Source organism: Acidovorax sp. ACV02 (assembly GCF_014851475.1).
Classification (GTDB): Bacteria; Pseudomonadota; Gammaproteobacteria; order Burkholderiales; family Burkholderiaceae_C; genus Acidovorax; species Acidovorax delafieldii.
This window is the reverse complement of record NZ_JACUZU010000001.1, coordinates 782,609-808,608: the sequence shown is the minus strand read 5'-3', so window position 1 is coordinate 808,608 and position 26,000 is coordinate 782,609. Positions and strand designations below refer to the sequence as shown.

At 66.1% G+C, this 26,000-nt stretch carries 19 protein-coding genes; 8 read left to right on the top strand and 11 right to left on the bottom strand.

Going from position 1 to position 26,000, the window contains the following annotated elements:
- Window positions 1–151: 151 nt before the first annotated feature.
- The 3 genes from IB236_RS03720 to IB236_RS03710 all read right to left on the bottom strand — a co-directional run bounded on the left by IB236_RS03720 (window position 152) and on the right by IB236_RS03710 (window position 4,675).
- Window positions 152–1,798, bottom strand: a complete 1,647-nt coding sequence (locus IB236_RS03720) for an acyl-CoA synthetase (RefSeq protein WP_192418871.1) — start codon at window positions 1,796–1,798, stop codon at window positions 152–154.
- Window positions 1,799–1,900: 102 nt separating this feature from the next.
- Window positions 1,901–3,568, bottom strand: coding sequence for a GGDEF domain-containing protein (locus IB236_RS03715; protein ID WP_225580921.1), 1,668 nt, complete (start codon window positions 3,566–3,568; stop codon window positions 1,901–1,903).
- A gap of 3 nt (window positions 3,569–3,571) precedes the next feature.
- A complete protein-coding gene (locus IB236_RS03710) occupies window positions 3,572–4,675 on the bottom strand; it encodes a PotD/PotF family extracellular solute-binding protein (protein WP_225580920.1) in 1,104 nt (367 codons plus the stop codon).
- 58 nt (window positions 4,676–4,733) lie between these two features.
- Between IB236_RS03710 and dnaG the strand changes: the two genes are divergently transcribed.
- From dnaG to IB236_RS03690, 4 genes are all read left to right on the top strand, one after another.
- The gene (gene dnaG, locus IB236_RS03705) at window positions 4,734–6,791 is read left to right on the top strand and encodes a DNA primase (RefSeq protein ID WP_192418869.1); all 2,058 of its coding nucleotides are present in this window, start codon (window positions 4,734–4,736) and stop codon (window positions 6,789–6,791) included.
- A gap of 267 nt (window positions 6,792–7,058) precedes the next feature.
- Window positions 7,059–9,437, top strand: coding sequence for an RNA polymerase sigma factor RpoD (gene rpoD / locus IB236_RS03700; protein ID WP_192418867.1), 2,379 nt, complete (start codon window positions 7,059–7,061; stop codon window positions 9,435–9,437).
- A gap of 335 nt (window positions 9,438–9,772) precedes the next feature.
- On the top strand, window positions 9,773–10,801 hold the full coding sequence (locus IB236_RS03695; RefSeq protein ID WP_108498251.1) for a tripartite tricarboxylate transporter substrate binding protein: 1,029 nt from the start codon (window positions 9,773–9,775) through the stop codon (window positions 10,799–10,801).
- Window positions 10,802–10,878: 77 nt separating this feature from the next.
- Window positions 10,879–12,462: a methyl-accepting chemotaxis protein gene (locus tag IB236_RS03690; protein ID WP_192418865.1), complete on the top strand. Its 1,584-nt coding sequence runs from the start codon at window positions 10,879–10,881 to the stop codon at window positions 12,460–12,462.
- Between the two features lie 203 nt (window positions 12,463–12,665).
- Here the strand turns inward: IB236_RS03690 and IB236_RS03685 are convergent, their stop codons facing one another.
- From IB236_RS03685 to IB236_RS03675, 3 genes are all read right to left on the bottom strand, one after another.
- A complete protein-coding gene (locus IB236_RS03685; protein ID WP_192418975.1) occupies window positions 12,666–13,676 on the bottom strand; it encodes a tripartite tricarboxylate transporter substrate binding protein in 1,011 nt (336 codons plus the stop codon).
- A gap of 105 nt (window positions 13,677–13,781) precedes the next feature.
- On the bottom strand, window positions 13,782–14,996 hold the full coding sequence (locus IB236_RS03680) for a CaiB/BaiF CoA-transferase family protein (protein WP_192418863.1): 1,215 nt from the start codon (window positions 14,994–14,996) through the stop codon (window positions 13,782–13,784).
- A 23-nt stretch (window positions 14,997–15,019) separates the two neighbouring features.
- Window positions 15,020–15,997, bottom strand: coding sequence for a hydroxymethylglutaryl-CoA lyase (locus IB236_RS03675; RefSeq protein WP_192418861.1), 978 nt, complete (start codon window positions 15,995–15,997; stop codon window positions 15,020–15,022).
- A 118-nt stretch (window positions 15,998–16,115) separates the two neighbouring features.
- Here IB236_RS03675 and IB236_RS03670 point away from each other — a divergent pair, with 118 nt between their 5' ends.
- From IB236_RS03670 to IB236_RS03660, 3 genes are all read left to right on the top strand, one after another.
- Window positions 16,116–17,018 (top strand): LysR family transcriptional regulator, encoded by a 903-nt coding sequence (locus tag IB236_RS03670; RefSeq protein WP_099729820.1) that lies wholly within the window; start codon window positions 16,116–16,118, stop codon window positions 17,016–17,018.
- Between the two features lie 205 nt (window positions 17,019–17,223).
- Window positions 17,224–17,532, top strand: coding sequence for a helix-turn-helix domain-containing protein (locus IB236_RS03665; RefSeq protein WP_015013381.1), 309 nt, complete (start codon window positions 17,224–17,226; stop codon window positions 17,530–17,532).
- Between the two features lie 155 nt (window positions 17,533–17,687).
- Window positions 17,688–18,047 (top strand): FKBP-type peptidyl-prolyl cis-trans isomerase, encoded by a 360-nt coding sequence (locus tag IB236_RS03660; protein ID WP_056061897.1) that lies wholly within the window; start codon window positions 17,688–17,690, stop codon window positions 18,045–18,047.
- 143 nt (window positions 18,048–18,190) lie between these two features.
- Here IB236_RS03660 and IB236_RS03655 read toward each other — a convergent pair whose 3' ends face one another.
- From IB236_RS03655 to ppsA, 4 genes are all read right to left on the bottom strand, one after another.
- A complete protein-coding gene (locus tag IB236_RS03655; RefSeq protein ID WP_056061895.1) occupies window positions 18,191–18,715 on the bottom strand; it encodes a hypothetical protein in 525 nt (174 codons plus the stop codon).
- 124 nt (window positions 18,716–18,839) lie between these two features.
- Window positions 18,840–20,936, bottom strand: a complete 2,097-nt coding sequence (locus IB236_RS03650) for a VC_2705 family sodium/solute symporter (RefSeq protein WP_192418859.1) — start codon at window positions 20,934–20,936, stop codon at window positions 18,840–18,842.
- A complete protein-coding gene (locus tag IB236_RS03645) occupies window positions 20,929–21,273 on the bottom strand; it encodes a DUF4212 domain-containing protein (RefSeq protein WP_056061890.1) in 345 nt (114 codons plus the stop codon). The genes IB236_RS03650 and IB236_RS03645 overlap by 8 nt, the downstream gene beginning before the upstream one ends.
- A 67-nt stretch (window positions 21,274–21,340) precedes the next feature.
- Window positions 21,341–23,731 carry a phosphoenolpyruvate synthase gene (ppsA, locus tag IB236_RS03640; protein WP_056061886.1) on the bottom strand — a complete coding sequence of 797 codons (2,391 nt, stop codon included), beginning with the start codon at window positions 23,729–23,731 and terminating at the stop codon, window positions 21,341–21,343.
- A 264-nt stretch (window positions 23,732–23,995) separates the two neighbouring features.
- Here ppsA and IB236_RS03635 point away from each other — a divergent pair, with 264 nt between their 5' ends.
- On the top strand, window positions 23,996–24,817 hold the full coding sequence (locus IB236_RS03635; RefSeq protein ID WP_056061884.1) for a pyruvate, water dikinase regulatory protein: 822 nt from the start codon (window positions 23,996–23,998) through the stop codon (window positions 24,815–24,817).
- 185 nt (window positions 24,818–25,002) lie between these two features.
- On the opposite strand, the gene IB236_RS03630 is transcribed toward IB236_RS03635, so the two are convergent.
- A complete protein-coding gene (locus IB236_RS03630) occupies window positions 25,003–25,932 on the bottom strand; it encodes a LysR family transcriptional regulator (protein WP_056061881.1) in 930 nt (309 codons plus the stop codon).
- Between the last annotated feature and the right edge of the window lie 68 nt (window positions 25,933–26,000).

The window sequence follows — 26,000 nt, the reverse complement described above, 5'->3', positions numbered from 1 at the left end:
CAGCGCCGCAGGGGCACCCAGGAGCCCCTGGCCCCGGTTTTCAAGCCAAAAGCGGCGGATGCGCTAGTGGAATATGCACCAGCAGCTATTAATTACATAGCAAATAGCCACCCACCGCGCGCGCCCCCTCCACTAGGCGCGTCACGCCTTCTCAGACGTTGATGGCCGCTGCCGACCCGGCCTGCTTGCGCAGCTCGAACTTCTGGATCTTGCCGGTGCTGGTCTTGGGCAGCTCGCCAAACACCACGGCGCGTGGCACCTTGAAGCCCGCCAGGTGCTTCTTGCAGTGCGCCACGATGTCTTCGGGCGTGGTCTGGGCACCGGCCTTCAGCTCGACAAACGCGCAGGGCGTCTCGCCCCACTTGGGGTCGGGCTTGGCCACCACGGCAGCGGCCAGCACGTCGGGGTGGCGGTAGAGCACGTCTTCGACCTCGATGGACGAGATGTTCTCGCCGCCCGAGATGATGATGTCCTTGCTGCGGTCCTTGATCTTGATGTAGCCGTCGGGGTACTGCACGGCCAGGTCGCCGCTGTGGAACCAGCCGCCCGCAAAGGCCTCGTCGGTGGCCTTGGGGTTCTTGAGGTAGCCCTTCATGGCGATGTTGCCCTTGAACATGATCTCGCCCATGGTTTCGCCGTCCTGCGGCACGGGCAACATGGTCTCGGGGTCCAACACGCGCACGTCGCGCTCCAGGTGGTAGCGCACGCCCTGGCGGGCGTTGAGGCGGGCGCGCTCGCCAATGTCGAGCGCATCCCAGGCCTCGTGCTTGGCGCACACCGTCGCGGGGCCGTACACCTCGGTCAGGCCGTACACATGGGTCAGGTCAAAGCCCATCTTTTCCATGCCTTCGATCATCGAGGCCGGTGGCGCGGCGCCCGCCACCATGGCCTTGACGCCTGCAGGAACGCCCGCCTTCATGGCCTCGGGCGCGTTGACCAGCAGCCCGTGCACGATGGGCGCACCGCAGTAGTGCCTAACGCCGTGGGTGCGGATGGCGTCGAAGATGGCCTGCGCGTCCACACGGCGCAGGCACACGTTGACGCCCGCACGCGCCGCAATGGTCCACGGAAAGCACCAGCCGTTGCAGTGGAACATGGGCAGCGTCCACAGGTACACCGCGTGCTTGGGCATGTCCCACTCCAGCACGTTGCTGATAGCGTTGGTGGCGGCGCCCCGGTGGTGGTAGACCACGCCCTTGGGGTTGCCGGTGGTGCCGCTGGTGTAGTTGAGCGCAATCGCATCCCACTCGTCGGCAGGCAGGCTCCAGGCAAAGGTGGCGTCGCCACTGGCCACAAAGGCCTCGTACTCGGTGCCGCCCAGGCTTTGCACGGCGGGGCCGTAGAGCGCGTCCTGCACCTCGATCACGCGGATGGGCGTGGTGCCCGTGCGCAGGGCCAGCGCCTTGGCCATGGTGCCAGTGAATTCCGGGTCCACGATCACGGCCTTGGCCTCGCCGTGGTCGAGCATGAAGGCGATGGCCTCCGGGTCCAGCCGGGTGTTGAGGGTGTTGAGCACCGCGCCCGCCATGGGCACGCCAAAGTGCGCCTCCACCATCGGCGGCGTGTTGGGCAGCATCACGGCCACGGTGTCGTTCTTGCCGATGCCGGCCTGGGTCAGCGCGCTGGCCAGCTGGCGGCAGCGCGCGTAGGTCTGGGCCCAGGTCTGGCGCAGCGCGCCGTGCACGATGGCCAGGCGGTCGGGGTAGACCTCGGCCGTGCGTTCGATGAACGACAGGGGCGACAGGGCGGCAAAGTTGGCTTCGTTGCGGGGCAGGTGCTGGTCAAAGATGGAGGTCATGGGTCGGTGCAAGAAGGTGAACTACACACAGCCTAGCGCCGCAGGCTGACACGAAAGCAACACGGGCCAGCGCAAGCGCGGTGTGGACTGCGGTGCGCAGCCTCACAACCTTCGCTTGTGGCTCTGCTTGATGCGGTACATGGCCGCGTCGGCGCTGGCCATGAGTGTGCGCGCATCCTGCGCGTCGCGGGGGAACAGGCTCAGGCCAATGCTGGCGCGCACGGCCAGGGGCTCGCCATCGATGTCCAGCGGTGGCTCGAACGCGTGCTGCAGCTTGGTCACGATCTGCAGCGCAGCCTCTTCGGAATCCACGTTTTCGCACAGCACCGTGAACTCGTCCCCGGCGAGCCGGGCCACGGTGTCCACCTGCCGCACGGCGCCGACGATGGTGCGTGCCACCGCCTGCAGCACCAGGTCGCCCACGGCATGCCCGCGCGTGTCATTGATGGCTTTGAACTCATCCAGGTCCACGAACAACAGTGCACAGCTGCGGCCGCTGCGGCGCGACAGCTCCAGCACCTGGGCCAGGCGCTGCTCGAACATGCGGCGGTTGGGCAGGCCGGTGAGTGCGTCGTGGTGCGCCAGGTGGGCCATGGCGTCACGGCTCAGGTTCAGCTCGGCCAGCTGGCGGCTGATCTGCTGCTCCATATCCTGGAAGCTGCGGGCCAGCTCGCCCACCTCGTCGCCCCGGTGCACCGGCAGCGCGCCGTGGGCCTCCCCGCGTGAAAACGCCTGCGCCGCCTTCACCATGGCCTGCAGCGGCTGGGTCACCAGGCGCGATACCCCAGCCGCCAGGGCCACACCCACCACGCTGAGCACCAGCAGGATCTTGAGGATGCTGCGCCCCAGGTCCAGCACCTCGCCCTGCACCACGGCCAGCGGCTGCGAGAGCCCCACGACCATGAAACGCCCCTCGTCCGCGTTGCCAAAGGGCATGCGCACAAAGGCAAAAACACGCGCCTCCTCGTCGTCGGTGCCGGACTGGCTGAGTACCGCCTCTTCGGCACGGCCATCGACCAGCGCGGCCACCTGCGGGAACGACTCCTGGATCAGGATGCGCTGGCCCCGGTCAAAGCCAAAGGTCTGCGCGGCGTCCGGGTGCACCAGAAAGTCACCCCAGCGGTTGCTCAGATAAAACCCGTAAGGGGTCGGCAGCGCCGCATTGAAGTTGTGCAGGAACGGCGCGGCCGCCACCCGCACCACCACTACGCCCCGCAGCTGGCCCCCCTGCACCACGGGCGATGCCATGTTGAACACGGGCACGGCCGCCTCCTGCGCGGCGTCTTCGTGGTTGATGCCGAACTCGGACACATACACCTCCCCATCGGGCAGGCTGAGGGCCTCGAACACAAACGGAAAGTGCGACTTCTCCTGTAGCTGGTCATCGGGCACGCGCACCAGCTTGTCGCCCTGGCGGTCGATGCGCACCAGCTCCAGCCCGTAGTCGCTGGCGCTGATGAAGCGGATCTGCAGATAGGCGGGATGGGCCTGCAGGTTGGCCTTGAACAGGTCGGCCAGCCGTCCCTGGTCTTGTTCGACGGCAGCGGCGTCGGCCAGAAAGGCCGTGTCGCGCGCCACCGTGCCAAAGCCCGCCTGCATGTGGCGCGCCAGCACCTGCGTGGTGGCCAGCAGCGAGCGCTCGGCCCGCCCCTGCAGGCGTTCGCGGCTCGAGTCAAAGGTGTAGTAGCCCGCCAGAACGGCCGCGAACACACTGAACGAGGCCAGCAGGGCCCCCAGCCTCAGCGCGATGCTCCATTTCACGCGTGCCATCGGTCAGAACCGGTTGGGTCGGTCGCCCGACACGATGCGTTGCCAGAGGCGGGCGCGCAGGGCTTCGTCTTCCACCGGCTCCAGCCACACGATGGGGCCCATGGTCCCCCCGGGCACATCGCCCGCCAGCGCTGGTGGCTCGTCCAGGGTGTTGGCCAGCCCTTGGCGCCGCGTGAACTCGCGGCTCACGGCCGGGTCGAGCATGTAGTTGATCCACTCGGCAGCCAGCGCGACCTGGGTGGAGCGGCGGGTGATGGCCCAGCAATCCAGCCAGGCGAGCGCGCCCTCCTTGGGCACCACGTAGCCCACATCCAGTCCCGCATCGCGCAGCTGCTTGAGCTGCTGCTGGCCGTAGTTGGCGTGCATTACCGCCACATTGTGCTTGCGAAACAGCTCCACCGACTCCTCGGGCAGGCTGTAGAACGACCGCACATTGCGCCGCAGGGCCACCAGGTCCTTGGCCAGTGGGCTGAAACGGGCGGCGTCGATGCGAAACGGCGGCAGGCCCCGGCGCATGGCGGCCAGCGAAAAACCGTGGCTGCTGCCGTCAAACGCCAGCACCTTGCCCTGCCAGCGTGGGTCCCACAGCACGGCGATCGACTGCGGTGGCGTGCTGAACTGCTGGCGGTCGTACACCAGCCCCATCTCGGAGTAGGTGAAGGGCATGGCATAGACCTCGCCCCGCCAGCCAATGCCCGAGATGGTGTGCAGCTGGCGAAACCGGGGCAGCTGCCCTGCGGTGTTGCGGATGTTGCTCAACGGCAACGGCGCGAGCTTGTCATGGAGGATCAGCCGCGCAATTTCCGCCGTGTTGGCAGCCACCAGGTCAAAACCCGGCCCGTCGGTGCTGTCCATCTTGGCGCGCAAGACGTCATCCGATGCCACGATGGTGATCTCCACCTTGACCCCATGGCGCTTCTCGAACACCGCGACAAAGTCCGGGTCGGCATAACCCGGCCAGGCCAGCACCCTGAGGACCGTCGCGGCCTGCGAGGCCCCCGGCAGCCATGCGAGCCCCGCCAGCGCGAACAGCAGCACGGGCAGGCTGGCGCGCCACCCGTGCAGCGCCCTACCCGCCAACGCCCGCCCACATGCCGCGAACCCCATGCCAAAAGCCTTTCCAGCAATAACTGGTTACAAAGAGTTTACGCGGACAATAGGGCGCGTGACGATCCCTCAGTCTTTCATTCAGGAACTGCTCACCCGTGTGGACGTGGTGGACATCGTGGGGCGCTACGTCCAGCTGAAAAAAGGTGGCGCCAATTTCATGGGGCTGTGCCCCTTTCACGGAGAGAAGTCGCCCTCTTTCAGCGTCAGCCCCGCCAAGCAGTTCTATCACTGCTTTGGCTGCGGCAAGAACGGCAATGCCATCAGCTTTCTGATGGACCACGCGGGCATGGGGTTTGTCGAGGCCGTCCAGGACCTGGCCCAGAGCGTGGGCCTGCAGGTGCCCGATGACGACATCTCCCCGCAGGAAAAGGAACGCGCCGCCGCCGCGCGACAGAAACAAGCCACGCTGAACGAGGTGCTGGAGAAAGCCGCCGACGCCTACCGCCGCCACCTGCGCGAGTCGCAGCGCGCCATCGGGTACTTCAAGGGCCGGGGTGTCTCGGGCGCGGTGGCCAAGCGCTACGGCCTGGGCTACGCGCCCGAAGGCTGGCGCAGCCTGGCCAGCGTGTTCCCAAGCTATGACGACCCGCTGCTGGAGGAAAGCGGCCTGGTCATCGTCAACGACGAAGACGGTGGCAAGCGCTATGACCGGTTCCGCGACCGGGTGATGTTCCCCATCCGCAACGTCAAGGGCGAGTACATCGGCTTTGGTGGCCGGGTGCTGGGGGACGACAAGCCCAAGTACCTCAACTCCCCCGAAACCCCGGTGTTCCATAAGGGGCGCGAGCTGTACGGCCTGTTCGAGGCCCGCACGCCCATCCGGGAGGCGGGCTACGCGCTGGTCACCGAGGGCTATATGGACGTGGTGGCCCTGGCGCAGCTGGGTTTTCCGAACGCGGTGGCCACACTGGGCACGGCGTGCACGCCAGAGCATGTGCAAAAGCTGCTGCGGTTTACCGACGCGGTGGTGTTCAGCTTTGACGGCGACAACGCCGGGCGGCGCGCCGCGCGCAAGGCCCTGGACGGCGCCCTGCCCCATGCCACCGACACGCGCAGCATCAAGTTTCTGTTCCTGCCCGCAGAGCACGACCCGGACAGCTTCATCCGCGACCATGGCACCGACGCCTTTGCGCGCCATGTGAGCGACGCCATGCCGCTGAGCCGCTTCCTGGTCGAATCGGCCAGCGAGGGCTGCGACCTGGCCACCGCCGAAGGCCGCGCCCACATGGCCAGCAATGCACGCCCGCTGTGGACGGCGCTGCCCGACGGCGTGCTCAAGCGCCAGCTGCTGGGCGAGCTGGCCGAGCTGACCCAGCTCAATGCCCGCGACCTGTCCGACCTGTGGGGCCAGGCCGCCGCCCGCGACGGCCTGCGCGCTGTACACCATGCCCCCCCGCAGCGCCACCCGCCCCGTACCGCCCCTGATGACGCCCCCAGTTGGGATGCCCCGCCCGACACCGATGGCTGGCAACCCCACAGCGAGTCGACAGGCACGGCCTACGACCCCGGCTACGGCAGTTACGGCAACCAGGGAGGCTACGGAGGCCAAAATGGCTATGGCAGCGGCGGCAAGCCCCCGTTCCGCAAGGGAGGCGACTGGAAAAGCGGCGGAGGCTGGAAAAAGCGCGACAAGGACGCTCCCTGGCCGCCCCAGCCCCGTTTGCCCCGCACGCCGGCCATGGGCCGGGCGGACCACGCGGCGCGGCTGCTGCTGTCGCACATGGCGTTTCTGGAAGAGCTGACGCACGACGACCACACCACACTGGCGGCCCAGCCTGCGCCCCATGGGCCACTGTTTGCGTGGCTGGAGGCGCAGTTCCACGAACATGGCCCCCTGGCCTGGGCCGTGCTGCGCGAAAGCCTGCGCGATCACGAGTGCGAAGAGCTGGCCGTCAAGGTGATGACCGGCTCGCATGCGCAGACCGAGGGCGAACTGCACGAATTGCGGCTGGAGCTGCGCGACCTGCTCACCCGCATGCAGATCGAAGACATCAAGGAGCAGCAAAAAGTGCTGGTGCTGCAGGTGGCACAAGACCCCTCTGCCCTGGAGCGTTACCGGGCGCTGGCCGAAAAGCGCAAGGAACTGGAGCAAATAGCGCCAAAAACCACTTGAATAGGGTCTGGGCGGTATAATATAAGGTTAGTTATTGGCAAGAGCGACAGCAGCACCTCCGAGCCGGGCCACCGTGACAAACGCGCACCTATGCGCTGATGGGCCCACTTATCGCAAGGACTGCACACCAAATGATCGCCCAGACATCTTGCCGCTGAGGGTGTCCCCTCCAGGCGCAAAGCCCTCGTTGCTTTGCGTTGCCACCCGCGCCGGGATCTGAGGCGCTTGCGTTTTCTTTGTGTCCGTTTTTGATTCTGAGGTTGCTCCATGCCCGCTCAAAAGTCCGCGAAGTCGCCCAAGTCTGCCCCAGGCACCGCCGCAAAGGCTGTCTCCAAAACCGCGGCCAAAGCGCCGGCCAAGGCGGCCCCCAAAAAGGCCGCTGCCGCCGCGCCCGCCCCGGTCGCCAAGAAAGTGAAAACTGTGCCCGTGAAAAGTACCGCCGAGCTGATCAAAGCTGCCGATGAGTTGCTGAAGAAGAAACCTGCCCGCGCCAAGGCCGTCGCCGCAGCCGCCGACGACGAAGAAGCGCCCAAGAAAAAGCCTGGCCGCCCCGCCAAGGCTGCTGGTGCCGCCGAAGCCAAAGCCCCCGCCAAGCGCGGCCGCAAGCCCAAGGCAGCCGCCGGTGGCGATGAGAGCGTGGACGATACCGACCTGTCGGACATCGAGGCCGATCTCGAAGGCGAGATCGAAGAGACCCCCGAGGCAGCCGCCACGGTCGAGAAGGTCAAGCCCCTGCGCATGAAGATCAGCAAGGCCAAGGAACGCGCCTTGATGAAGGAATTCGGCCTGGACGAAACCGTCCTGTCCGAAGAGGACATGCAAAAGCGCCGCCAGCGCCTGAAGGCCCTGATCAAGCTGGGCAAGACCCGCGGCTACCTCACGCACGTTGAAATCAACGACCACTTGCCCGACAAGCTGGTCGATGCCGAAACCCTCGAAGCCGTCATCACCACCCTGAACGACCTGGGCGTGGCGGTGTACGAGCAGACGCCCGATGCCGAAGCGCTGATCATCACGGACAACGCTCCCGCTGGCGCCACCGAGGAAGAAGCCGAAGAAGCCGCCGAAGCCGCGCTGTCCACCGTGGACTCGGAATTCGGCCGTACCACCGACCCCGTGCGCATGTACATGCGCGAAATGGGCACCGTGGAGCTGCTGACCCGCGAAGGCGAAATCGAAATCGCCAAGCGCATCGAAGGCGGCCTGATGGCCATGATGGAGGCGATCAGCGCATCGCCCGCCACCATCGCCGAGATCCTCAACATGGGCGAGGAAATCCGCGAAGGCAAGGTCGTCATCTCGACCATCGTGGACGGCTTCTCCAACCCCAACGAGGCCGACGACTATGTGGCCGAAGAAGACTTCGACGAATTCGACGAGGCCGATGACGACGACGGCAAGGGCGGCTCCAAGGCGCTGACCAAGAAGCTGGAAGAACTCAAGAAGCAGGCACTGGAGCGCTTCGACAAGCTGCGCGAGCTGTTCGAGAAAGTGCACAAGGTCTACGACAAGGAAGGCTACGGCACGCCCGCCTATGTCAAGGCGCAAGCCGCTTTGTCGGCCGAGCTGATGACCATCCGCTTCACCGCCAAGACCATCGAGAAGCTGTGCGACATGGTGCGCGGCCAGGTGGACGACGTGCGCAAGAAGGAACGCGAGCTGCGCCGCATCATCGTGGACAAGTGCGGCATGCCCCAGGAGACCTTCATCAAGGACTTCCCGCCCAACCTGCTGAACCTGCAGTGGGTCGAGAAGCAGGCCACCGCCGGCAAGCCCTGGTCGGCCGTGATCGCGCGCAACATCCCGCCCATCCAGGACCTGCAGCAAAAGCTGATCGACCTGCAGTCGCGCGTGGTCGTGCCGTTGGCTGAGCTCAAAGGCATCAACAAGCGCATGAACGAAGGTGAAGCCACCTCGCGCGATGCCAAGAAGGAAATGATCGAGGCCAACCTGCGCCTTGTGATCTCCATTGCCAAGAAGTACACCAACCGTGGCCTGCAGTTCCTCGACTTGATCCAGGAAGGCAACATCGGCCTGATGAAGGCAGTGGACAAGTTCGAATACCGCCGGGGCTACAAGTTCTCGACGTACGCCACCTGGTGGATTCGCCAGGCCATCACCCGCTCGATCGCCGACCAGGCGCGCACCATCCGTATCCCGGTGCACATGATCGAGACGATCAACAAGATGAACCGCATCAGCCGCCAGCACTTGCAAGAGTTTGGTTTCGAGCCCGATGCGTCCATACTGGCGGCCAAGATGGAGATCCCCGAGGACAAGATCCGCAAGATCATGAAGATCGCCAAGGAGCCGATCTCCATGGAAACGCCGATCGGCGACGACGACGACAGCCACCTGGGCGACTTCATCGAGGACGGTGCCAACACCGCGCCTATCGAAGCGGCCATGCAGGCCGGCCTGCGCGACGTGGTCAAGGACATCCTGGACGGCCTCACGCCGCGCGAAGCCAAGGTACTGCGCATGCGCTTCGGTATCGAGATGACCAGCGACCACACGCTGGAAGAAGTGGGCAAGCAGTTTGACGTGACCCGCGAGCGCATTCGCCAAATAGAAGCCAAGGCGCTGCGCAAGCTCAAGCACCCCAGCCGCTCTGACAAGCTGCGCAGCTTCATCGACTCGCTGTAAGCCTCGCGACCCAGCCTTTACTGGCTCCAACGCCCTGCCCCGCACCTGCGGCGCAGGGCGTTTTTCATGCTGCGCTGATCGGCGCACCGCTCTGCACGGGGCCATAAACCCCGCGTTTACCCTGATGCCAGCGACAGCAGACTGACAGCTTGGCTGGCGACCATTGCGCGCAGCCCAGGTGGTGCGCAGGTCCCTTCCCTGTGCATGCCGCCACAGGCTGACTGCGTTGCTTCGGCGTGGCAACGCGCAAGCAACCCAGTCAGGGCGCTCCCGCAGCGGCCTGAGATCTGGTTCCCGACGCCCTTCCTGCCTTCCCTCTTGTCAAAGGACTTTCCATGTCTGCAGCCATCGACCGCCGCCGTGCCCTTGCCCAATCCGTTGCGACCGCCCTGGCCTGGACTGCGCTCGGCCCCTCCGCCTGGGCGCAGAGCGCTGCGACAGCAGCCCGTCCTGCCCCTGCAGCCGCCAAGCCTGCCAAGCTGGCGGGCACCGTGCGCATCGTGATCCCTGCCAATGCCGGTGGCGGCTGGGACCAGACAGGCCGAGCCCTCGGAGCAGCCATGGTCGCAGCCGGCGCTGCGGACCAGGTGGAATACGAAAACATCGGCGGCAAGGGGGGCACCATCGGCCTGGCCAAATACGCCGAAAAGTACAGCAACGACCCCAACACGCTGCTGATGGGTGGCATGGTGATGGTGGGCGCCGTGGCACTGCAAAAGCCTGCAGTGGACATGACACAGATCCAGCCCCTGGCGCGGCTCACCAGCGACTATCTGGTGGCCGCAGTGGCCGCCAACTCGCCCATCAAGACCACCAAGGACCTCGCCGATGCGCTGCGTGCCGACCTCAAGGCCGTGCCGATTGCCGGCGGTTCGGCCGGTGGTGTGGACCACATCTACGCAGGCGTGCTGGCCCGCGCCGCCAAGGCCAACCCGGAGGGGCTGGTCTACAAGCCCTTCCCTGGCGGTGCCGAGGTGGTCGAGGCCGTGCTGTCGGGCAACGCGGCCCTGGGTTTGTCGGGCTACAGCGAGTTCAACGATGCCATTGCCAGCGGCAAGCTGCGCGCCGTGGGCGTGTCGTCGCGCCGCAGCGTCTTTGGCCTGCCGTCGTTCCGCGAACAAGGGCTGGATGCCGTGATGGCGAACTGGCGCGGTGTGTTCACCGGCAAGGGCGTGTCCGCCGCACGCACGGCGGAGATGCTGGCCGCCGTTGAGGCCGCCACCCGCCACGAATCCTGGCTGCGCACGCTCAAGCAGAACCGGTGGGAACCCTCTTGGCTCACCGGCAAGGATTTGGCAGAGTTCATGGAACTGGACCTCACGACCGCCCGCGTGATGGTGTACCTGCTCAAGCTGAAGGCCTGAGAAGGTCTGAACACCCCCGCCGCAAGCGCCTCTGAGCACCAGCCGACCGGCCTGCTGCAGAACCTTTGGAGCCTCTGATGAAAATGTCCAACTACTCCATCGGCGCACGCATGGCCACGGCCCTGGGCCTGGTGCTGGCCCTGCTGCTGGGGGCCGCGCTGTTCGGCATTGCGGCTCTGTACCAAACGCTCGGCACCTACGACACCACGGTGCAACAGCGCGTGGCGCAGGAGCGCGCCGTGAGCCGCATGGAAAGCGAGTTCAAGACCCAGGTGCTGGAGTGGAAGAACACCCTGCTGCGTGGAGAGGACTCGCGCAAGCGCGAGCTGCACTGGAACGCCTTCCAGGCCAGTGAAAAACGGGTGGCCGATGCGGCCAAGGCGCTGGAGCCCCAGCTGACCGACGCGCAGGAAAAGGCGGCGCTGCAAAAGTTCACCCAGGCCCATGCCCAGATGGCGCAGGGCTACCGCAAGGGCTTTGAGGTGTTCCAGTCGCTGGGCTTTGTGCCCTCGGCGGGTGATGCGGACGTGGCCGACATCGACCAGGGCCCGGCCAAGCTGCTCACCGAGCTGAGCCAGCAGGTGGCCGCCAGCAGCGCGGCCATTGCCCAGGAGGCCGCGCAGGACGCCCGGCGCGCACTGTTCAGCAGCCTGGTGGCACTTGCACTGGTCACGGCGCTGGGCGCCTGCGCGGGCTGGCTGCTCACCCGCTCGGTGGTGCGCCCCCTGGGGGTGGCGGTGTCGGTGGCGCACAAGGTGGCGGCGGGCGATCTCACCACCCGCATCGAGGTGGAGGGCAAGGATGAACCCGCGCGCCTGCTGGAGGCGTTGCGCGCCATGCAGGACAACCTGGAAAACGTGGTCTCTGGCGTGCGCAGCAATGCCGAGGGCGTGGCCAGCGCCAGCGCCGAAATTGCGCAGGGTAATGCCGACCTGAGCATGCGCACCGAAGAGCAGGCATCGTCGCTGGACGAAACCACCTCGTCGATGCAGCAGCTGCAGTCCACCGTGCAGCAGAACGCCTCCAACGCCCAGCGCGCGAACGAGCTGGCGCGCAACGGCGCCACTGTGGCGCAGCGGGGGGGTGACGTGGTCACGCAGATGGTGGAGGTGGTGCAGGGCATCCAGGACAGCTCGCGCCGCATTGCCGACATCATTGGCGTCATCGACGGCATCGCATTCCAGACCAACATCCTCGCGCTCAATGCCGCCGTCGAGGCCGCGCGCGCCGGTGAACAGGGCCGGGGCTTTGCCGTGGTGGCCAGCGAGGTGCGCAACCTCGCCACCCGCAGCGCCAGCGCCGCACGCGAGATCAAGCAGCTCATCCAGACCAGCGTGGAGCGCGTGCAGGCCGGCTCGGACCTGGCGCGCAATGCAGGCACCACCATGGCCGAGGTGGTGTCGTCCATCCAGGGTGTGAGCGCGCTGATGGAAGAGATCAGCCAGGCCAGCGCCGCACAGACCAGCGACATGCTGCGCGTGACACAGGCCATCGTGCGCATGGACGAGGCGACACAGCAGAACGCCGCCCTGGTCGAAGAAAGCGCCGCTGCTGCAGGCAGCCTGAGCGGGCAAGCGCAGCAACTGGTGGAGGCCGTGGAGGTGTTCCGCCTGCGCCACGCCCATCCCGCCCACCCCGCGCTCCCCGCGCCGCGCGCCTGACGCGGGTTGCCGCAAGGCAGTTGTGCATCACACCGCCCCCGCGATGGCACCGCAGCCCTGCGGGCGCAGGGCCACGGCGGCCATGCAAATGCTATCAATAAGATAGCCGCTCAGGCATATTGCACTAGCGCAAGCGCCCGAAAACCCTCAAAGCCTGCCTGATGCTGCGCGAAAACACGCTGCAGGCAGACCCCTGCGCTGCGTCAGTCGATCTTCACGTTCGCGTTCTTCACCACCTGCGCCATGCGCACTGCTTCGCTGCGGAAGAAGGCGGCGGCCGGCTCGGGCGGCGTGAGCTTGATCTCGTAGCCCTGCGCAATCAGCGCATCACGGGCCTCGGGCATCTCCATGGCGGCCTTGAAGCCGTTGTACAGCCGCGCCAGCTCGGCTTTGGGCAGGCCCGCAGGCGCCACGGGGGCGATCCACCCGTCCAGCTCGTAGCCTGGCAGGCCTTGTTCGGCAATGGTGGGCACGCCCGGCAGTGCCGCCACGCGGGTGGCCGTGGTCACCCCCAGGGCCCGCAAGGCGCCTGCCTTGATGTGCGCAGCCGCCGGTGCCACTGCCACCACCCCCAGCTGCACCTGCCCACCCAGGATGTCGTTCATCAGCGGGCCCATACCCCGGTAGGGGATGTGCTTGATGTCGATCTTGGCCTGGTCCACGAACATGGCCGCACCCAGGTGCAGGATGGTGCCGTTGCCCGACGAGCCATAGTTGAGCACGCCGGGTTTGGACTTGGCCAGCGCGATCAGCTCCTGCACCGTCTTGGCGGGCACCGCAGGGTGCGCGACCAGCACAAACGGCGTGGCACCCAGGATGGTGATGGGGGTGATGTCGGCCAGCGAGTCGAACGGAATGTTCTTGTACACGCTGGGGTTGACCACGTGGTTGTTGGACACCACGCCGATCACCGAGCCGTCCTTGGGTGCGCGCACGATTTGCGTGGTGCCGGTGATGCCACCCGCGCCCGGCAGGTTCTCGATGACGACGGGCTGGCCCAGCGCCTTGGCCAGGCTGGTGCTGATGGCGCGGATGGCGCCGTCGGCCCCTGAGCCCGCCGACAGCGGCAGGATCACGCGCAGCGGCTTGCCGTCGCCCTGGGCACGCGCCATGCGGGGCAGGCCCCAGGCTGCGGCGCCCAGCGCGGCCGCGCCGGTGGCCAGCGCCTGGCGGCGCGTGAGCACGCCATGGCGGGCGGGCGCGATGCGGTGCATGTCAAAAGCAGGGGTGGGCTGGGGCACGGTTGTCTCCGGTAGTGGGGTTGGAATCCGGGGCCTGCGGTCTGCGCCGCGTGGGCTGCCCCGGTCGTCAAGGAAAAATCAGGCAATGGCCCCGGTGGCCTGCAGCGCGGTCACTTCATCGGCCGTGTAGCCCAGGCCCTGCAGCAGCTCGGCCGTGTGCTGGCCCAGGCGCGGCGGGTCGCAGCGCACATCCAGGCGCTGGCCGTCCATGCGCAGCGGCATCAGCGTGATCTGCGCGGTCTGCCCGGCACGTTCGCCATCGGGCAGCGTGATGTCGGCGAGGCCCCCCGTGGCTTGCAGGTGCGGGTCGTCAAACAGTTCTTCGGGCCGGCGGATGGGGGCAAACGGCAGGCCGTGGCGCTCGAAGATCGCGGCCAGTTCGTCGGCCGTGTGCTGCGCCAGCCGCTCGCGCAGCACCGGCATCAGCGTGGGGCGGGCGCGCACGCGGTCGTTGTTGGTGGCCAGGCCGGTGTCGGCCTTCAGGTCGGCATAGCCCATGGCGTCGCAGAAGGTCTGCCACTGCGCATCGCTCACGGCGGCCAAAAAGATCTGCCCGCCGTCCTTCACGCTGAACACGTCATACACGGCCCAGGACGAGATGCGGTCGGGCATGGGCGCGGCCGGTTTGCCGGTGACGGCGTACTGCATCATGTGCTGGCCGACCAGGAACACGTTGTTCTCGAACAGGGCCGAGTCCACCTCCTGCCCGCGCCCGGTGATGCCGCGCTGCATCAGCGCCGCCATGGCACCGATGGCACCGAACATGCCGCCCATGATGTCGTTCACGCTGCTGCCCGCGCGCAGCGGGTCGCCAGGGCGTCCGGTCATGTAGGCCAGGCCGCCCATCATCTGCACCACTTCGTCCAGCGCCGTGCGGTGCTCGTACGGGCCGGGCAAGAAGCCGGTGTGGTTGACGTAGATGAGGCGCGGGTTGACCTGGCTCAGCGCGGCATAGTCCAGGCCGTATTTGGTCATCACGCCGGGCTTGAAGTTTTGCGCCACCACGTCGGCCGATGCGGCCAGCTTGCGCGCCACCGCCAGGCCCTCGGGGCTGCGCAGGTCGAGCGCAATGCTCTTCTTGTTGCGGTTGAACATGGGGAAGAAGCCCGCGCCCGCGCCCAGCAGGTGGCGCGTGCGGTCGCCGTCCACCGGCTCGACCTTGATGACCTCGGCCCCCAGATCGGCCAGCACCATGCCGCAGGTGGGGCCCATGACCATGTGGGTGAACTCCACCACGCGCAGGCCTTCGAGCGGCAGGCGGGGGGACGAGGGAGTGGCGGGTGTGTTGTGCATGTTCAGAGCGTTCAGAAAGGGGTTCAGGCCGTTGCTGCTTCGCGCAGCGCTGCAGGTGCGGCATTCTGCGGCAGCCCGGCCTGCCAGAGGGTGCCATGCAGGATCTCGCCCGCCAGCCATCCGGCCACGCGCTGGCGCAGCGCGAGCAGCGCGGTCACATCGATGCCGGTAGCGATGCCCATGCGCTCCAGCATGAACACGAGGTCTTCGGTGGTGACATTGCCGCTGGCGCCCGGCGCGTGCGGACAGCCGCCGATGCCCGCCAGGCAGGCATCAAAGCGCGTGATGCCTGCCTGCCAGGCGGCATAGACGTTGGCCAGGCCCATGCCGCGCGTGTCGTGGAAGTGCGCGCAGGCCAGGCGGTCGCCCACCAGCGCACGCGCTTTGCCAAACAGGCGGGCCACGGCGGCAGGGTCGGCATAGCCCACGGTGTCGGCCAGGCTCACGCGGTCGGCGCCCGCATCCAGCAGCGCCTGCATCAGGCGCAGCACTTCGCTCTCAGCCACCTCGCCCTGCAGGGTGCAGCCAAAGGCCGTGCCCACACCACCTTCGATCAAGGTGCGGCTGCCGCTCGCGTCGCGCAGCGCGCGGATGCGGGCCACCTCGGCCACCACCTCGTCGGGGGTCTTGCGCAGGTTGGCCAGGCTGTGGGCGTGGCTGGCAGACAGGGGCACGATCATCAGGTTGGCACCCTGCTCCAGCGCGCGCTCGGCGCCTTTGATGTTGGGCACCAGCACCGAGGCCACCAGGCCGGGCAACGTTTTGGCGTGGGCCAGCACCTCGGCCGTGTCGGCCAGCTGGGGCAGCAGCCGGGCGGGCACAAAGGAGCCCACCTCGATCTCGCGCTGGCCGGCGGCGTAGGCAGCGTTGATCCATTCGATCTTGTGCGCGGTGGACACCACCGTGGCGATGCTTTGCAGGCCGTCGCGCAGGCCGACTTCGCGGACGATGGCGCGGGCCACCGGGGGCTGCAGGTCGGATGGGATCGGTGAGGTGTGCACGGGATGTCTCTTTCGGGTGGGTCTGGGCAAGATTCTAAAAATTCCCGAATGAATCAGAAAATACATCTCGGAAGCCATAACATTCCAAAACGGAACATCACAACCCTGGAGGTTTGCCATGCGCGACCTGGACTTGCAGACCCTGCGCCTCTTTGCCGCCGTGTGCGAACAGCGCAGCATTGCGCGTGTGGCCGAGCAGGAGTCCATCGTGGGCTCGGCCATCAGCAAGCGGCTGGCGCAGCTGGAAGACACGGTGGGCACGCCGCTGCTGCTGCGCAAGCGCCGGGGCGTGGTGCCAACCCCTGCGGGCGAGACGCTGCTGGAGCATGCCCGCACCATGCTGGCCAGCGTAGGGCAGATCGAGCGCGACATGGCGGCCTACGCCACCGGCACGCGGGGCCATGTGCGCATGCTGGTCACAGCCTCGGTCATGGCCGAGTCGCTGGCCGACGATGTGGCGGCCTTTCTGCAAGACCCGGCACACCGCAACATCCAGATCAGCCTGGAGGAACGCGTGAGCCCGGACGTGGTGCAAGGCGTGCGCGACGGCAGCGCGTCCATCGGCATCTGCTGGGACGCAGCCGACCTGTCGGGCCTGGAAACCAGCGCCTACCGCAGCGACCACCTGGCTGTGGTGGCACACGAGTCGCACCCCGTGGCCCAGCTGCAGAGCGTGCGGTTTGCCGACGTGCTGGAGCACGAATTCGTCAGCATGCCCGCGCTCAGTGCAGTGCAGGTGCTGCTGGCGCGTGCCGCTGCGGTGGAGGGAAAAATGCTGGCCCACCGCGTGCTGGTGTCCAACTTTGACGCCGCCCTGCGGGTGGTGCGCGCCAACCTGGCCATCAGCGTGGTGCCGCGCGAAGTGGCCCAGCCGTTTGCCCAGCTGGCACCGGTGCGCATCGTCCCGCTGAGCGACCCCTGGGCCCAGCGGCGCTTTGCCATCTGCTACCGCAGCGCCCAGTGGCTGCCCCCCGCGGCCCAGTTGCTGGTCGCGCATCTGGCGGGGCTGGGGCGCAGCTGACAGGGGCCGAAAACCGTGGCCCTGTCGCAACAGTTTGATACGCAACATTGTATTTTTCGCCACTAGCGCATGTGTGCTGTGCGTTCTGAGCTACTAAACTTGTAGCAAAATGGGTTCCGCGCTATAGTCTCAGCGCATCAGCGGGCCCGGTTGACGGCCACCCGCACTGAATCCAGATCCAACACTTGCGCGAGGAGAAGCGTCCATGAGCTCCAAAGAAAATGCTTCCATCAACCAGCTTTTCGAGAAACTTGAATGCCGCTATGCGCTGCGCGTGCTGTGGGCCCTGAAGGACGGCCACCCCCAGACGTTCCGCCTGCTGCAGGACAGCGTGGGTGGCATCACCCCCAACACGCTCAACACCCGCATCAAAGAGCTGCGCGAAGCCGGTTTTGTGGACCATGGCAGCGACGGCTACACCGTCACCCCCTCGGGCGCTGACCTGCTCAAGCGCCTGTCGGACGTGCAGGCCTTTGCCACCCGCTGGGTCGCAGGCCGCGCCAAGAAGGCCTGAGCCCTCTTCCCTCCCCCTGCTCGCCCTGCCCCGCAGGGAAAAGCCCCGCCGGACCTCCGCGCGGGGCTTTCGTTAAAATAGGGGTCAAAATAGCTTCAAGCGCACTCAAAACATGCGCTTGAAGCTATATTTTTAATAGCAAACAAGGAACTCCCATGGCACTGACCACCACTGCATCCGGCCTGCAATACGAAGACACCACCGTGGGCGAAGGCGCCGAAGCCACCAAGGGCCAGAACGTGTCGGTGCACTACACCGGCTGGCTGTACAACAACGGTGAGCAAGGTGCCAAGTTCGACTCCAGCCGCGACCGCAACGACCCTTTTGAATTTGCACTGGGCGCCGGCATGGTCATCAAGGGCTGGGACGAAGGCGTACAGGGCATGAAGATCGGCGGCCAGCGCACGCTGATCATCCCCGCCGCCCTGGGCTACGGTGCGCGCGGTGCGGGCGGCGTGATCCCCCCGAACGCCACGCTCAAGTTCGACGTGGAACTGCTCAAGGTGGGCCGCTGATCTCAGCCCCCTTCCGGTCTACATCGGCAAAACAAAAGCGGCCCTCGGGCCGCTTTTTTCATGCCCGCGCATCTTGCAAACGGGCTGTGGCTGTGGAGCCCTCTGGCTCCTATCCGTCGAGACCAGTCCGGAACCCCGGGGCCTCAATCAAACAGCGCCTTGTCCAGCCGCTCGAACTTGGCATCACCCACCGCCTCCCGGATTTTGGGGGCCAGTGCTGCCAGGTCTTCAAAACTGCCTGCGCCCTCCACCGCGAGGTTCAAGCGAAACCCGCGCAAGCCCAGCGCCGCCGTCAGCTCCGTGGCGATGGGATACGCCGCCTGGTAGCGCTCCATGGGCGAACGCCCCGAGCCTTCGACGGGCGACGCCACCGTGCCCAGATCGGTGGCGGGAGCCTCTGCCAGCGTGGCGGAGGCAAGGGGTGCACCGGCAGCAACGGAGCCCACGACTGCGGCAGTCATCTGCCCACCCACCGGCGCCAACAGCCCCTGGGCGATCATGGCCTGCACATCGTCCTGCGTGATGCCCATGGCCGCCGTGGCCGCCAAAATCTCCCCCGTGGTGCGCTTGCCGTCAAAAAGAATGAAGGCCGAGCGCTGGCGCGAGCTCAGGCTGCCGTGACGGTCCTTGAGTGCTTCCTGGCCTGCGGGGGTTTTGACGAGAACCATGAGTCTCCTAGTAGTGAGCAGTCGCGGGGGACGCCGCAAGGCTATCACCTGCGAACCAGAATCCCATGTTTTGGCACCTCTGCAAATCGGGGTTTACACATAACCCCCGCGCGGCGCCAACCCCTCACATCTCCGAGCGAATGCGTGGCAGCGGCGGTGCAGGCCGGGTGATCCAGCTGACCACCAAGGTAACGAGCAGGCCACAGGGCACACCAAACACCCCGGCCGAAATGGGCTGGATGCCGAACCACAACCCATCGGCCAGCAGCCAGCGCGGCAGCGCCTGCATGGCGGGCACATGCGACAGCATGTAGTACACCGTGATGGCCAGCCCGCCCAGCATGCCCGCCACCGCGCCTTGCCGCGTGGTGCCCCGCCAGAAGATGCCCAGCACCATCACCGGCACAAACGCCGACGCCGCCAGCGAGAAGGACGCCGACACCATGGGCAGGATTTCGGATGGCTTGAGCGCCGCCACAAACGCAGCCGACAAGGCCACGGCCAGCAGCGTGAACTTGGTCAGGATCACCCGCTGCTCGGGCGACGCCTGGCGGCGCGTGTCCTGGAAATACAGGTCGCGCACGAGCGCATTGCTGATGGTGAGCAGCAAGCCGTCGGCCGTGGACAGCGCCGCTGCCAGCCCCCCTGCCGCCACCAGGCCCGACACTACATACGGCAGCCCACCCAGTTCGGGCGTGGCCAGCATGATGAGGTCGGCCCCCAGCCGGATCTCACCAAACTGGATCAGGCCATCGCCGTTCACGTCTTCCACCGACAGCAGCGAGCTGTCCACCCGCGCCCACTGCGCCATCCAGGTGGGCAGGGCCTCAAAACTGCTGCCTACCAGGTTCTGCATGACCTCGAACTTCACCAGCACGGCCAGCGCGGGCGCACTGAGGTACAGCAGCGCAATGAAAAACAGCGACCAGCCCACCGACGCACGGGCCGCAGACACCGTGGGCGATGTGTAGTAGCGGGTCAACAGGTGGGGCAGCCCGGCGGTGCCCACCATCAGGCAGAACATCAGCGCCAGAAAATTACGGCGCGTGAGCTCGTAGTCGCGTTGCTCCTCGGGGGTGCCGTGGGGGTCGCCGGCATAGGCCTGGCTGTGGGGCGGCAGCCCGCCCAAAGGACGCGCGCGCTCGTAGTTCTCGCGCATTTCGCGGGTCCAGCGCTCGCGGGCAGCTGCCGTATCGCGGGGCAGCGCCGCCAGCTCGCGGCTGGCAGAGACGATCAGGCCCACATCAGCGTTCTGCGCACGCAGGGCCCGGATGCGCTCACGCCCCTTTTCGCGTTCACGCTCCAGGGCGGCCTCCACATCCTGCAGGCGCGCTTCGAAGTCCTTGGCGCGCTGCAGGTAAGCCTGCACCACCTGGTGTTCGGCCGGGGAGTCGAGCAGCTGCGCCTCCAGGTCGGCAATCTTGCTGATCTGCGCGCCATATACCAATGGCGCCAGCGGGTTGCCCAGCTGCTTGTACGCCAGCCACGAAACCGGGATCATGAACGCCAGCAGCAGCACGACGTACTGCGCCACCTGCGTCCAGGTGATGGCCCGCATGCCGCCCAGGAACGAGCACAGCAGCACCCCCCCCAGGCCCAGCATGATGCCGATCTCGAACTGCACGCCCGTGAGGCGCGAAGCGATCAGCCCCACGCCGTAGATCTGCGCCACCACGTAAGTGAACGAGCACAACACGGCCGCCAGTGCAGCGATGACACGCGGCCAGCGCCCGCCAAAACGCACGTGAAAAAAGTCGGGCACGGTGTACAGGCCCATGGCGCGCAGGTGGGGTGCAATGAGCATGGCCACCAGGCAAAAGCCCCCCGTCCACCCCAGCAGATAGGCCAGGCCACCGGCCTGCCCCGGCGTGCCCGAAAAGCCCTGCAGGTACAACGCGCCCGACAGACTGATGAACGAGGCCGCACTCATCCAGTCGGCCGCCGTCGCCATGCCGTTGTACATGGGCGGAATGCGCCGCCCTGCCACGTAGTAGTCCTCAGGGTCCGTCGTGCGGCCGTACACGCCGATGCCGGCGTACACCATGACGGTGAGAAACAGAAAAATCGGGCCGATCCAGTGGCGCGACAGCCCCTGGTGTTCAGCCCAGGTCATCAGTGCCAGAAAGCCCAGCACCCCCGCCACGTACAGCGCCAGGATGCGGTGCAGCCGCCACAAATAGGCGCGGTCCGCCTCGGCGCTGCCTGGCTTGCGCTCAGCCATGGGCGCGGTCTTCTGCGGGAGGGGCGGAAAGCTCCAACGCCTCGCGTTGCTGCTGGTCCTGCCGCTCAAAGTGGTTCATGGCCCAGCCGTAGGCGACCACGATGGCGATGAACACCAGCACCGCGCCCTGCGCCGCAATCCAGTAGCCCAGAGGCCAGCCCCCCACCACCAGTACCTGCAGGTCGCGGGCGAAGTAGGTGGCACCAAACGACACCAGGGCCCACAGCAGGAGCAAACCTGCTTTGAGCCACAGGTGGCGCACGTCGTGCAAGTCGGGGGGAAACGGTCCCGCCATCTCGGCGTCGGCGGGGCGGGTAGCGGGCTGCTGCAACGGCATCACTGGCGCGGCATCACGGACGCGATGGCGGGTGGTGCAGTTGGCACATGGCAGCCCGGTCGGTGCGTCAGCCTGCCAGTTGCTGCCAGGTGGCAATCACGCTGTCGGGGTTGAGCGAAATCGACGAGATGCCCTCCTTGGCCAGCCACTGCGCAAAGTCAGGGTGGTCGCTGGGGCCCTGGCCGCAGATGCCGATGTACTTGCCCTGGGCCAGGCAGGCCTTGATCGCCTGATGAATCAGTGCCTCGACAGCCGGGTCGCGTTCGTCAAAGTCCTGCGCCAGCAGCTCCAGGCCCGAGTCACGGTCCAGGCCCAGCGTGAGCTGGGTCAGGTCGTTGGAGCCGATGGAGAAGCCGTCGAAGAACTCAAGGAAACGCTCGGCCAGGATGGCGTTGCTGGGCACCTCGCACATCATGATGACCTTGAGGTCGTCCTTGCCACGCTGCAGGCCATGGCTTGCCAGCAGCTTGGTCACGCGCTCGGCCTGGCCCAGCGTGCGCACAAAGGGCACCATCACCTGCACGTTGGTCAGGCCCATGTCGTTGCGCACGCGCTTCAAGGCTTCACATTCCATCGCAAAGGCTTCGCCGAAGTCTTCGCTGATGTAGCGGGCGGCACCACGGAAGCCGAGCATCGGGTTTTCTTCCTCGGGCTCGTAGCGGCTGCCGCCGATCAGCTTGCGGTACTCGTTGGACTTGAAGTCAGACAGGCGCACGATGACGGGCTTGGGCCAGAAGGCGGCGGCGATGGTGGCCACGCCTTCAGCGACCTTGTCCACGTAGAACGCGCGGGGCGATGCATGGCCACGGGCCACGGATTCCACGGCCTTCTTCAGGTCGGCATCGATCTGGGGGTAGTCCAGGATCGCCTTGGGGTGCACACCAATGTTGTTGTTGATGATGAACTCGAGCCGCGCCAGGCCAACGCCTTCGTTGGGCAGCTGGGCAAAATCAAACGCCAGCTGGGGGTTGCCCACGTTCATCATGATCTTGGTCTTGATGGGGGGCATCGCGCCGCGCTGCACTTCGGTGACTTCGGTTTCGAGCAGGCCGTCGTAGATCTTGCCCGTGTCGCCCTCGGAGCAGCTCACCGTGACCAGCGTGCCATCCTTCAGGCGCTCGGTCGCGTCACCGCAGCCCACCACGGCCGGGATGCCCAGCTCGCGCGCAATGATGGCGGCGTGGCACGTGCGGCCACCCCGGTTGGTGACGATGGCGCTGGCGCGCTTCATCACGGGCTCCCAGTTGGGGTCCGTCATGTCGGTGACCAGCACATCGCCCGGCTGGACCTTGTCCATCTCGGAAATGTTGTGCACCAGGCGCACGGGGCCGGTGCCAATCTTCTGGCCGATGGCGCGGCCCTCGGCCAGCACGGTGCCTTGGCCCTTGAGCTTGTAGCGCAGCTCGGCCTGGCCCTTGGCCTGGCTCTTCACGGTTTCAGGCCGTGCCTGCAGGATGTAGAGCTGGCCGTCGGTGCCGTCCTTGCCCCACTCGATGTCCATGGGGCGGCCGTAGTGCTGCTCGATCACCAGCGCGTAGCGGGCCAGTTGCTCCACATCGGCGTCGGTCAGCGAGTAGCGGTTGCGCTGCTCGGTGGGCACATCAATGGTCTTGACCAGCTTGCCGCTGGCGGCCTTTTCTTCAGGCGTGGAGAACACCATCTGGATCAGCTTGCTGCCCAGGTTGCGGCGGATCAGCGCCTTCTTGCCTGCCTGGAGCATGGGCTTGTGCACGTAGAACTCGTCGGGGTTCACGGCGCCCTGCACCACCGTCTCGCCCAGGCCGTAGCTGCTGGTGATGAAGACAACGTCCTCAAAGCCGGATTCGGTGTCGATGGTGAACATCACGCCGGCGGCGCCCAGGTCGGAGCGCACCATGCGCTGCACACCGGCCGACAGGGCCACCACATCGTGCTCGAAGCCCTTGTGCACACGGTAGGAAATGGCGCGGTCGTTGTACAGCGACGCAAACACTTCCTTCATCTTGTGCATGACTTCGTCGATGCCCACCACGTTCAGGAAGGTTTCCTGCTGGCCGGCAAACGAAGCGTCGGGCAGGTCCTCCGCCGTGGCCGACGAGCGCACGGCAAATGAGGCGGCGGGGTTGCCAGCACTCAGCTTGGCAAATTCGTCGGCGATGGCCTTTTGCAGGTCGGCCGGGAAGGGCTGGGCCTCAACCATGGCGCGAATCTCGGCACCGACCTGTGCGAGGGCGCGCACGTCCTCGGTATCCAGGCTTTTGAGCTTGGCGCTGATGCGGTCGGCCAGGCCGTCGTAGGCCAGGAACTCGCGGAACGCGTGGGCGGTGGTGGCAAAGCCCGTGGGCACGCGCACACCCTGCGGCAGCTGGGAGATCATCTCGCCGAGGCTGGCGTTTTTACCGCCAACTGCCTCGACATCGGTCATTCTCAGGTTTTCAAACGGTACGACCAGGGCGGTCGGGCTGAAAAGTGCAGACATGGGAAAGCTCCAGAAGTTGAAACCGGGTCTGCGCGCCTGCCCCCTGAGAGCGATGGGCGAGCGGCCATGCACAGGCTGCAGCTTTGTCGTTGTGGTTGTAGGCCGACGGTGTGCATGGTGAGAATTGGATAATTGTGACAATTGTAGGCCCGCGCATCTGGCAACGGGCTGACGCTTTCACGCGACTGACGCAAAACGGGGAATTGCCACTTCTTTGTGGTGTCCACCCGGCTGGCGCAAGCCGCATCCAAAAAAAGGGGCTCCATGCACTCGCGCACCGTATTTTTTGTCTCTGACGGCACCGGCATCACCGCCGAAACCTTCGGCAACGCCATCCTGGCCCAGTTCGAGATGAAGCCGCGCCATGTGCGCCTGCCCTTCATTGACACCGTGGACAAGGCGCACCAGGCGGTGCGGCAGATCAACCACACTGCAGAGGTCGAGGGTAAAAAGCCCATCGTTTTCACCACGCTGGTCAACATGGACGTGCTCAAGGTCATCCAGGAGGGCTGCAAAGGCATGCTGCTGGACATGTTCGGCACCTTTGTGCACCCGCTGGAGGAAGAGCTGGGCATCAAGTCGCACCACCGCGTGGGGCGCTTCAGCGACGTGAGCCGCAGCAAGGAGTACACGGACCGCATTGAAGCCATCAACTTCAGCTTGGCCCATGACGACGGCCAGAGCAACCGCGACCTGGCGGGGGCCGATGTGATCCTGGTGGGCGTGAGCCGCAGCGGCAAAACCCCCACCAGCCTGTACCTGGCCATGCAATGTGGCCTGAAAGCCGCCAACTACCCCCTGATCCCCGAGGATTTCGAGCGCCGCCAGCTGCCCCCGGCCCTGGTGCCGTTTCGCAGCAAGATCTTTGGCCTGACCATCAGCCCCGACCGCCTGGCCGAGATCCGCGCCGAGCGTCGCCCCAACTCCAAATACGCCAGCATCGAAAACTGCCGCGCCGAAGTGGCCGAGGCCGAAGCCATGATGCGCCGCGCGGGCATCCGGTGGCTGTCCACCACTACCAAATCGATTGAAGAGATTGCGACGACCATCCTGCAGGAGGTGCGGCCGGAGCGGCTGGTGTATTGAACAGCGTTGGGTGACAACGCTGCCACCAACCGACAACCACCAACCCCTCGGAGTGGCGATCAGAATGTTGAATAAAAACCGGGCCTACCGCTTTACCTACAAGAAAAGCAAGCTACAGATAACATAGCAATCTCTAAGAGAGCCAACGGCGCAACCTGGCATGCGCCGCTGGCTCGCTCCACAGATCACGGTAACCCACCGCCAACGGTACCGTCGCCCCCAAACAGCTCAAACACCATCCCGCGCAGCCACTGATTGACGGGTTCGCGGTGCACCTTGGCGTGCCAGAACACGCTGATGGGCGCGTCAGGCAGTTTGACGGGGTGCGTGCGCAGGACCAGGCCAAAGGGTTCGACCAGCTTGAGCGCCAGCCGCTCGGGCACCGTCGCCACCAGCGCCGTGCTTTGGAGGATGTGGCCCACGCTCACAAAGTGCGGCACGCTCAGCCGCACCAGGCGGTCGATGCCGGCCTTCTGGATCAGCTCGTCCACCTTGCCGTGCCCCGTGCCCGCCGACACGATCACCAGGTGCTCTGCCGCTTTGTAGTCCGACAACAGCAGCTTGGGCCGGTCCAGCGCGTGGCCCTTTCGGAACAGGCACACATAACGCTGGCGAAACAAGCGCCGCTGGAAGAACCCGGCTTTCAGCTGCGGCAGCAGGCCGATGGCCAGGTCCACCTTGCCAGCCTCCATGTCTTCGCGCAGATGGGCCGCGTTGTTGCGTACGGTGTTCAGCGTGACGCCCGGCGCCTCCCGCCCCAGGCGCTCCAGCAGCGCGGGCAAAAAGACGATCTCGCCAATGTCTGTCATGCCAATGGTGATGGTGCGCTTGAGCGTTGCGGGCGTGAACTGTGTGCGCTGGTTCAGCCCGCTGTGGATCATGCCCAGCGCATACCCCACGGACTCGCCCAGTTGTTCGGCAAAAGGCGTGGGCACCATGCCGCCCGAGGTGCGCAAGAAAAGCTCGTCGCCAAAAATGCGCCGCAGCTTGGCCAGCGCGTTGCTGACCGCAGGCTGTGTCAGCCCCAGGTTGTCGGCCACTTTCGACACGCGCCGCTCGACCATAAGTTGCTGAAACAGCACCAGCAGGTTCAGGTCGATATCCGATAGCTCCATCGCCACTCCATCAGCTCGGGTGATATGAAGTGGCGATGGTATTGCAGCCAGTGATTCGCAGGCGCTTT

Coding starts and splice junctions, on each gene's coding strand:
- IB236_RS03720 (WP_192418871.1), bottom strand. CDS start 1,798: ATGACCTCCATCTTTGACCAGCACCTGCCCCGCAACGAAGCCAACTTT.
- IB236_RS03715 (WP_225580921.1), bottom strand. CDS start 3,568: ATGGCACGCGTGAAATGGAGCATCGCGCTGAGGCTGGGGGCCCTGCTG.
- IB236_RS03710 (WP_225580920.1), bottom strand. CDS start 4,675: ATGGGGTTCGCGGCATGTGGGCGGGCGTTGGCGGGTAGGGCGCTGCAC.
- rpoD (WP_192418867.1), top strand. CDS start 7,059: ATGCCCGCTCAAAAGTCCGCGAAGTCGCCCAAGTCTGCCCCAGGCACC.
- IB236_RS03695 (WP_108498251.1), top strand. CDS start 9,773: ATGTCTGCAGCCATCGACCGCCGCCGTGCCCTTGCCCAATCCGTTGCG.
- IB236_RS03690 (WP_192418865.1), top strand. CDS start 10,879: ATGAAAATGTCCAACTACTCCATCGGCGCACGCATGGCCACGGCCCTG.
- IB236_RS03685 (WP_192418975.1), bottom strand. CDS start 13,676: ATGCACCGCATCGCGCCCGCCCGCCATGGCGTGCTCACGCGCCGCCAG.
- IB236_RS03680 (WP_192418863.1), bottom strand. CDS start 14,996: ATGCACAACACACCCGCCACTCCCTCGTCCCCCCGCCTGCCGCTCGAA.
- IB236_RS03670 (WP_099729820.1), top strand. CDS start 16,116: ATGCGCGACCTGGACTTGCAGACCCTGCGCCTCTTTGCCGCCGTGTGC.
- IB236_RS03665 (WP_015013381.1), top strand. CDS start 17,224: ATGAGCTCCAAAGAAAATGCTTCCATCAACCAGCTTTTCGAGAAACTT.
- IB236_RS03660 (WP_056061897.1), top strand. CDS start 17,688: ATGGCACTGACCACCACTGCATCCGGCCTGCAATACGAAGACACCACC.
- IB236_RS03655 (WP_056061895.1), bottom strand. CDS start 18,715: ATGGTTCTCGTCAAAACCCCCGCAGGCCAGGAAGCACTCAAGGACCGT.
- IB236_RS03650 (WP_192418859.1), bottom strand. CDS start 20,936: ATGGCTGAGCGCAAGCCAGGCAGCGCCGAGGCGGACCGCGCCTATTTG.
- IB236_RS03645 (WP_056061890.1), bottom strand. CDS start 21,273: ATGCCGTTGCAGCAGCCCGCTACCCGCCCCGCCGACGCCGAGATGGCG.
- ppsA (WP_056061886.1), bottom strand. CDS start 23,731: ATGTCTGCACTTTTCAGCCCGACCGCCCTGGTCGTACCGTTTGAAAAC.
- IB236_RS03635 (WP_056061884.1), top strand. CDS start 23,996: ATGCACTCGCGCACCGTATTTTTTGTCTCTGACGGCACCGGCATCACC.
- IB236_RS03630 (WP_056061881.1), bottom strand. CDS start 25,932: ATGGAGCTATCGGATATCGACCTGAACCTGCTGGTGCTGTTTCAGCAA.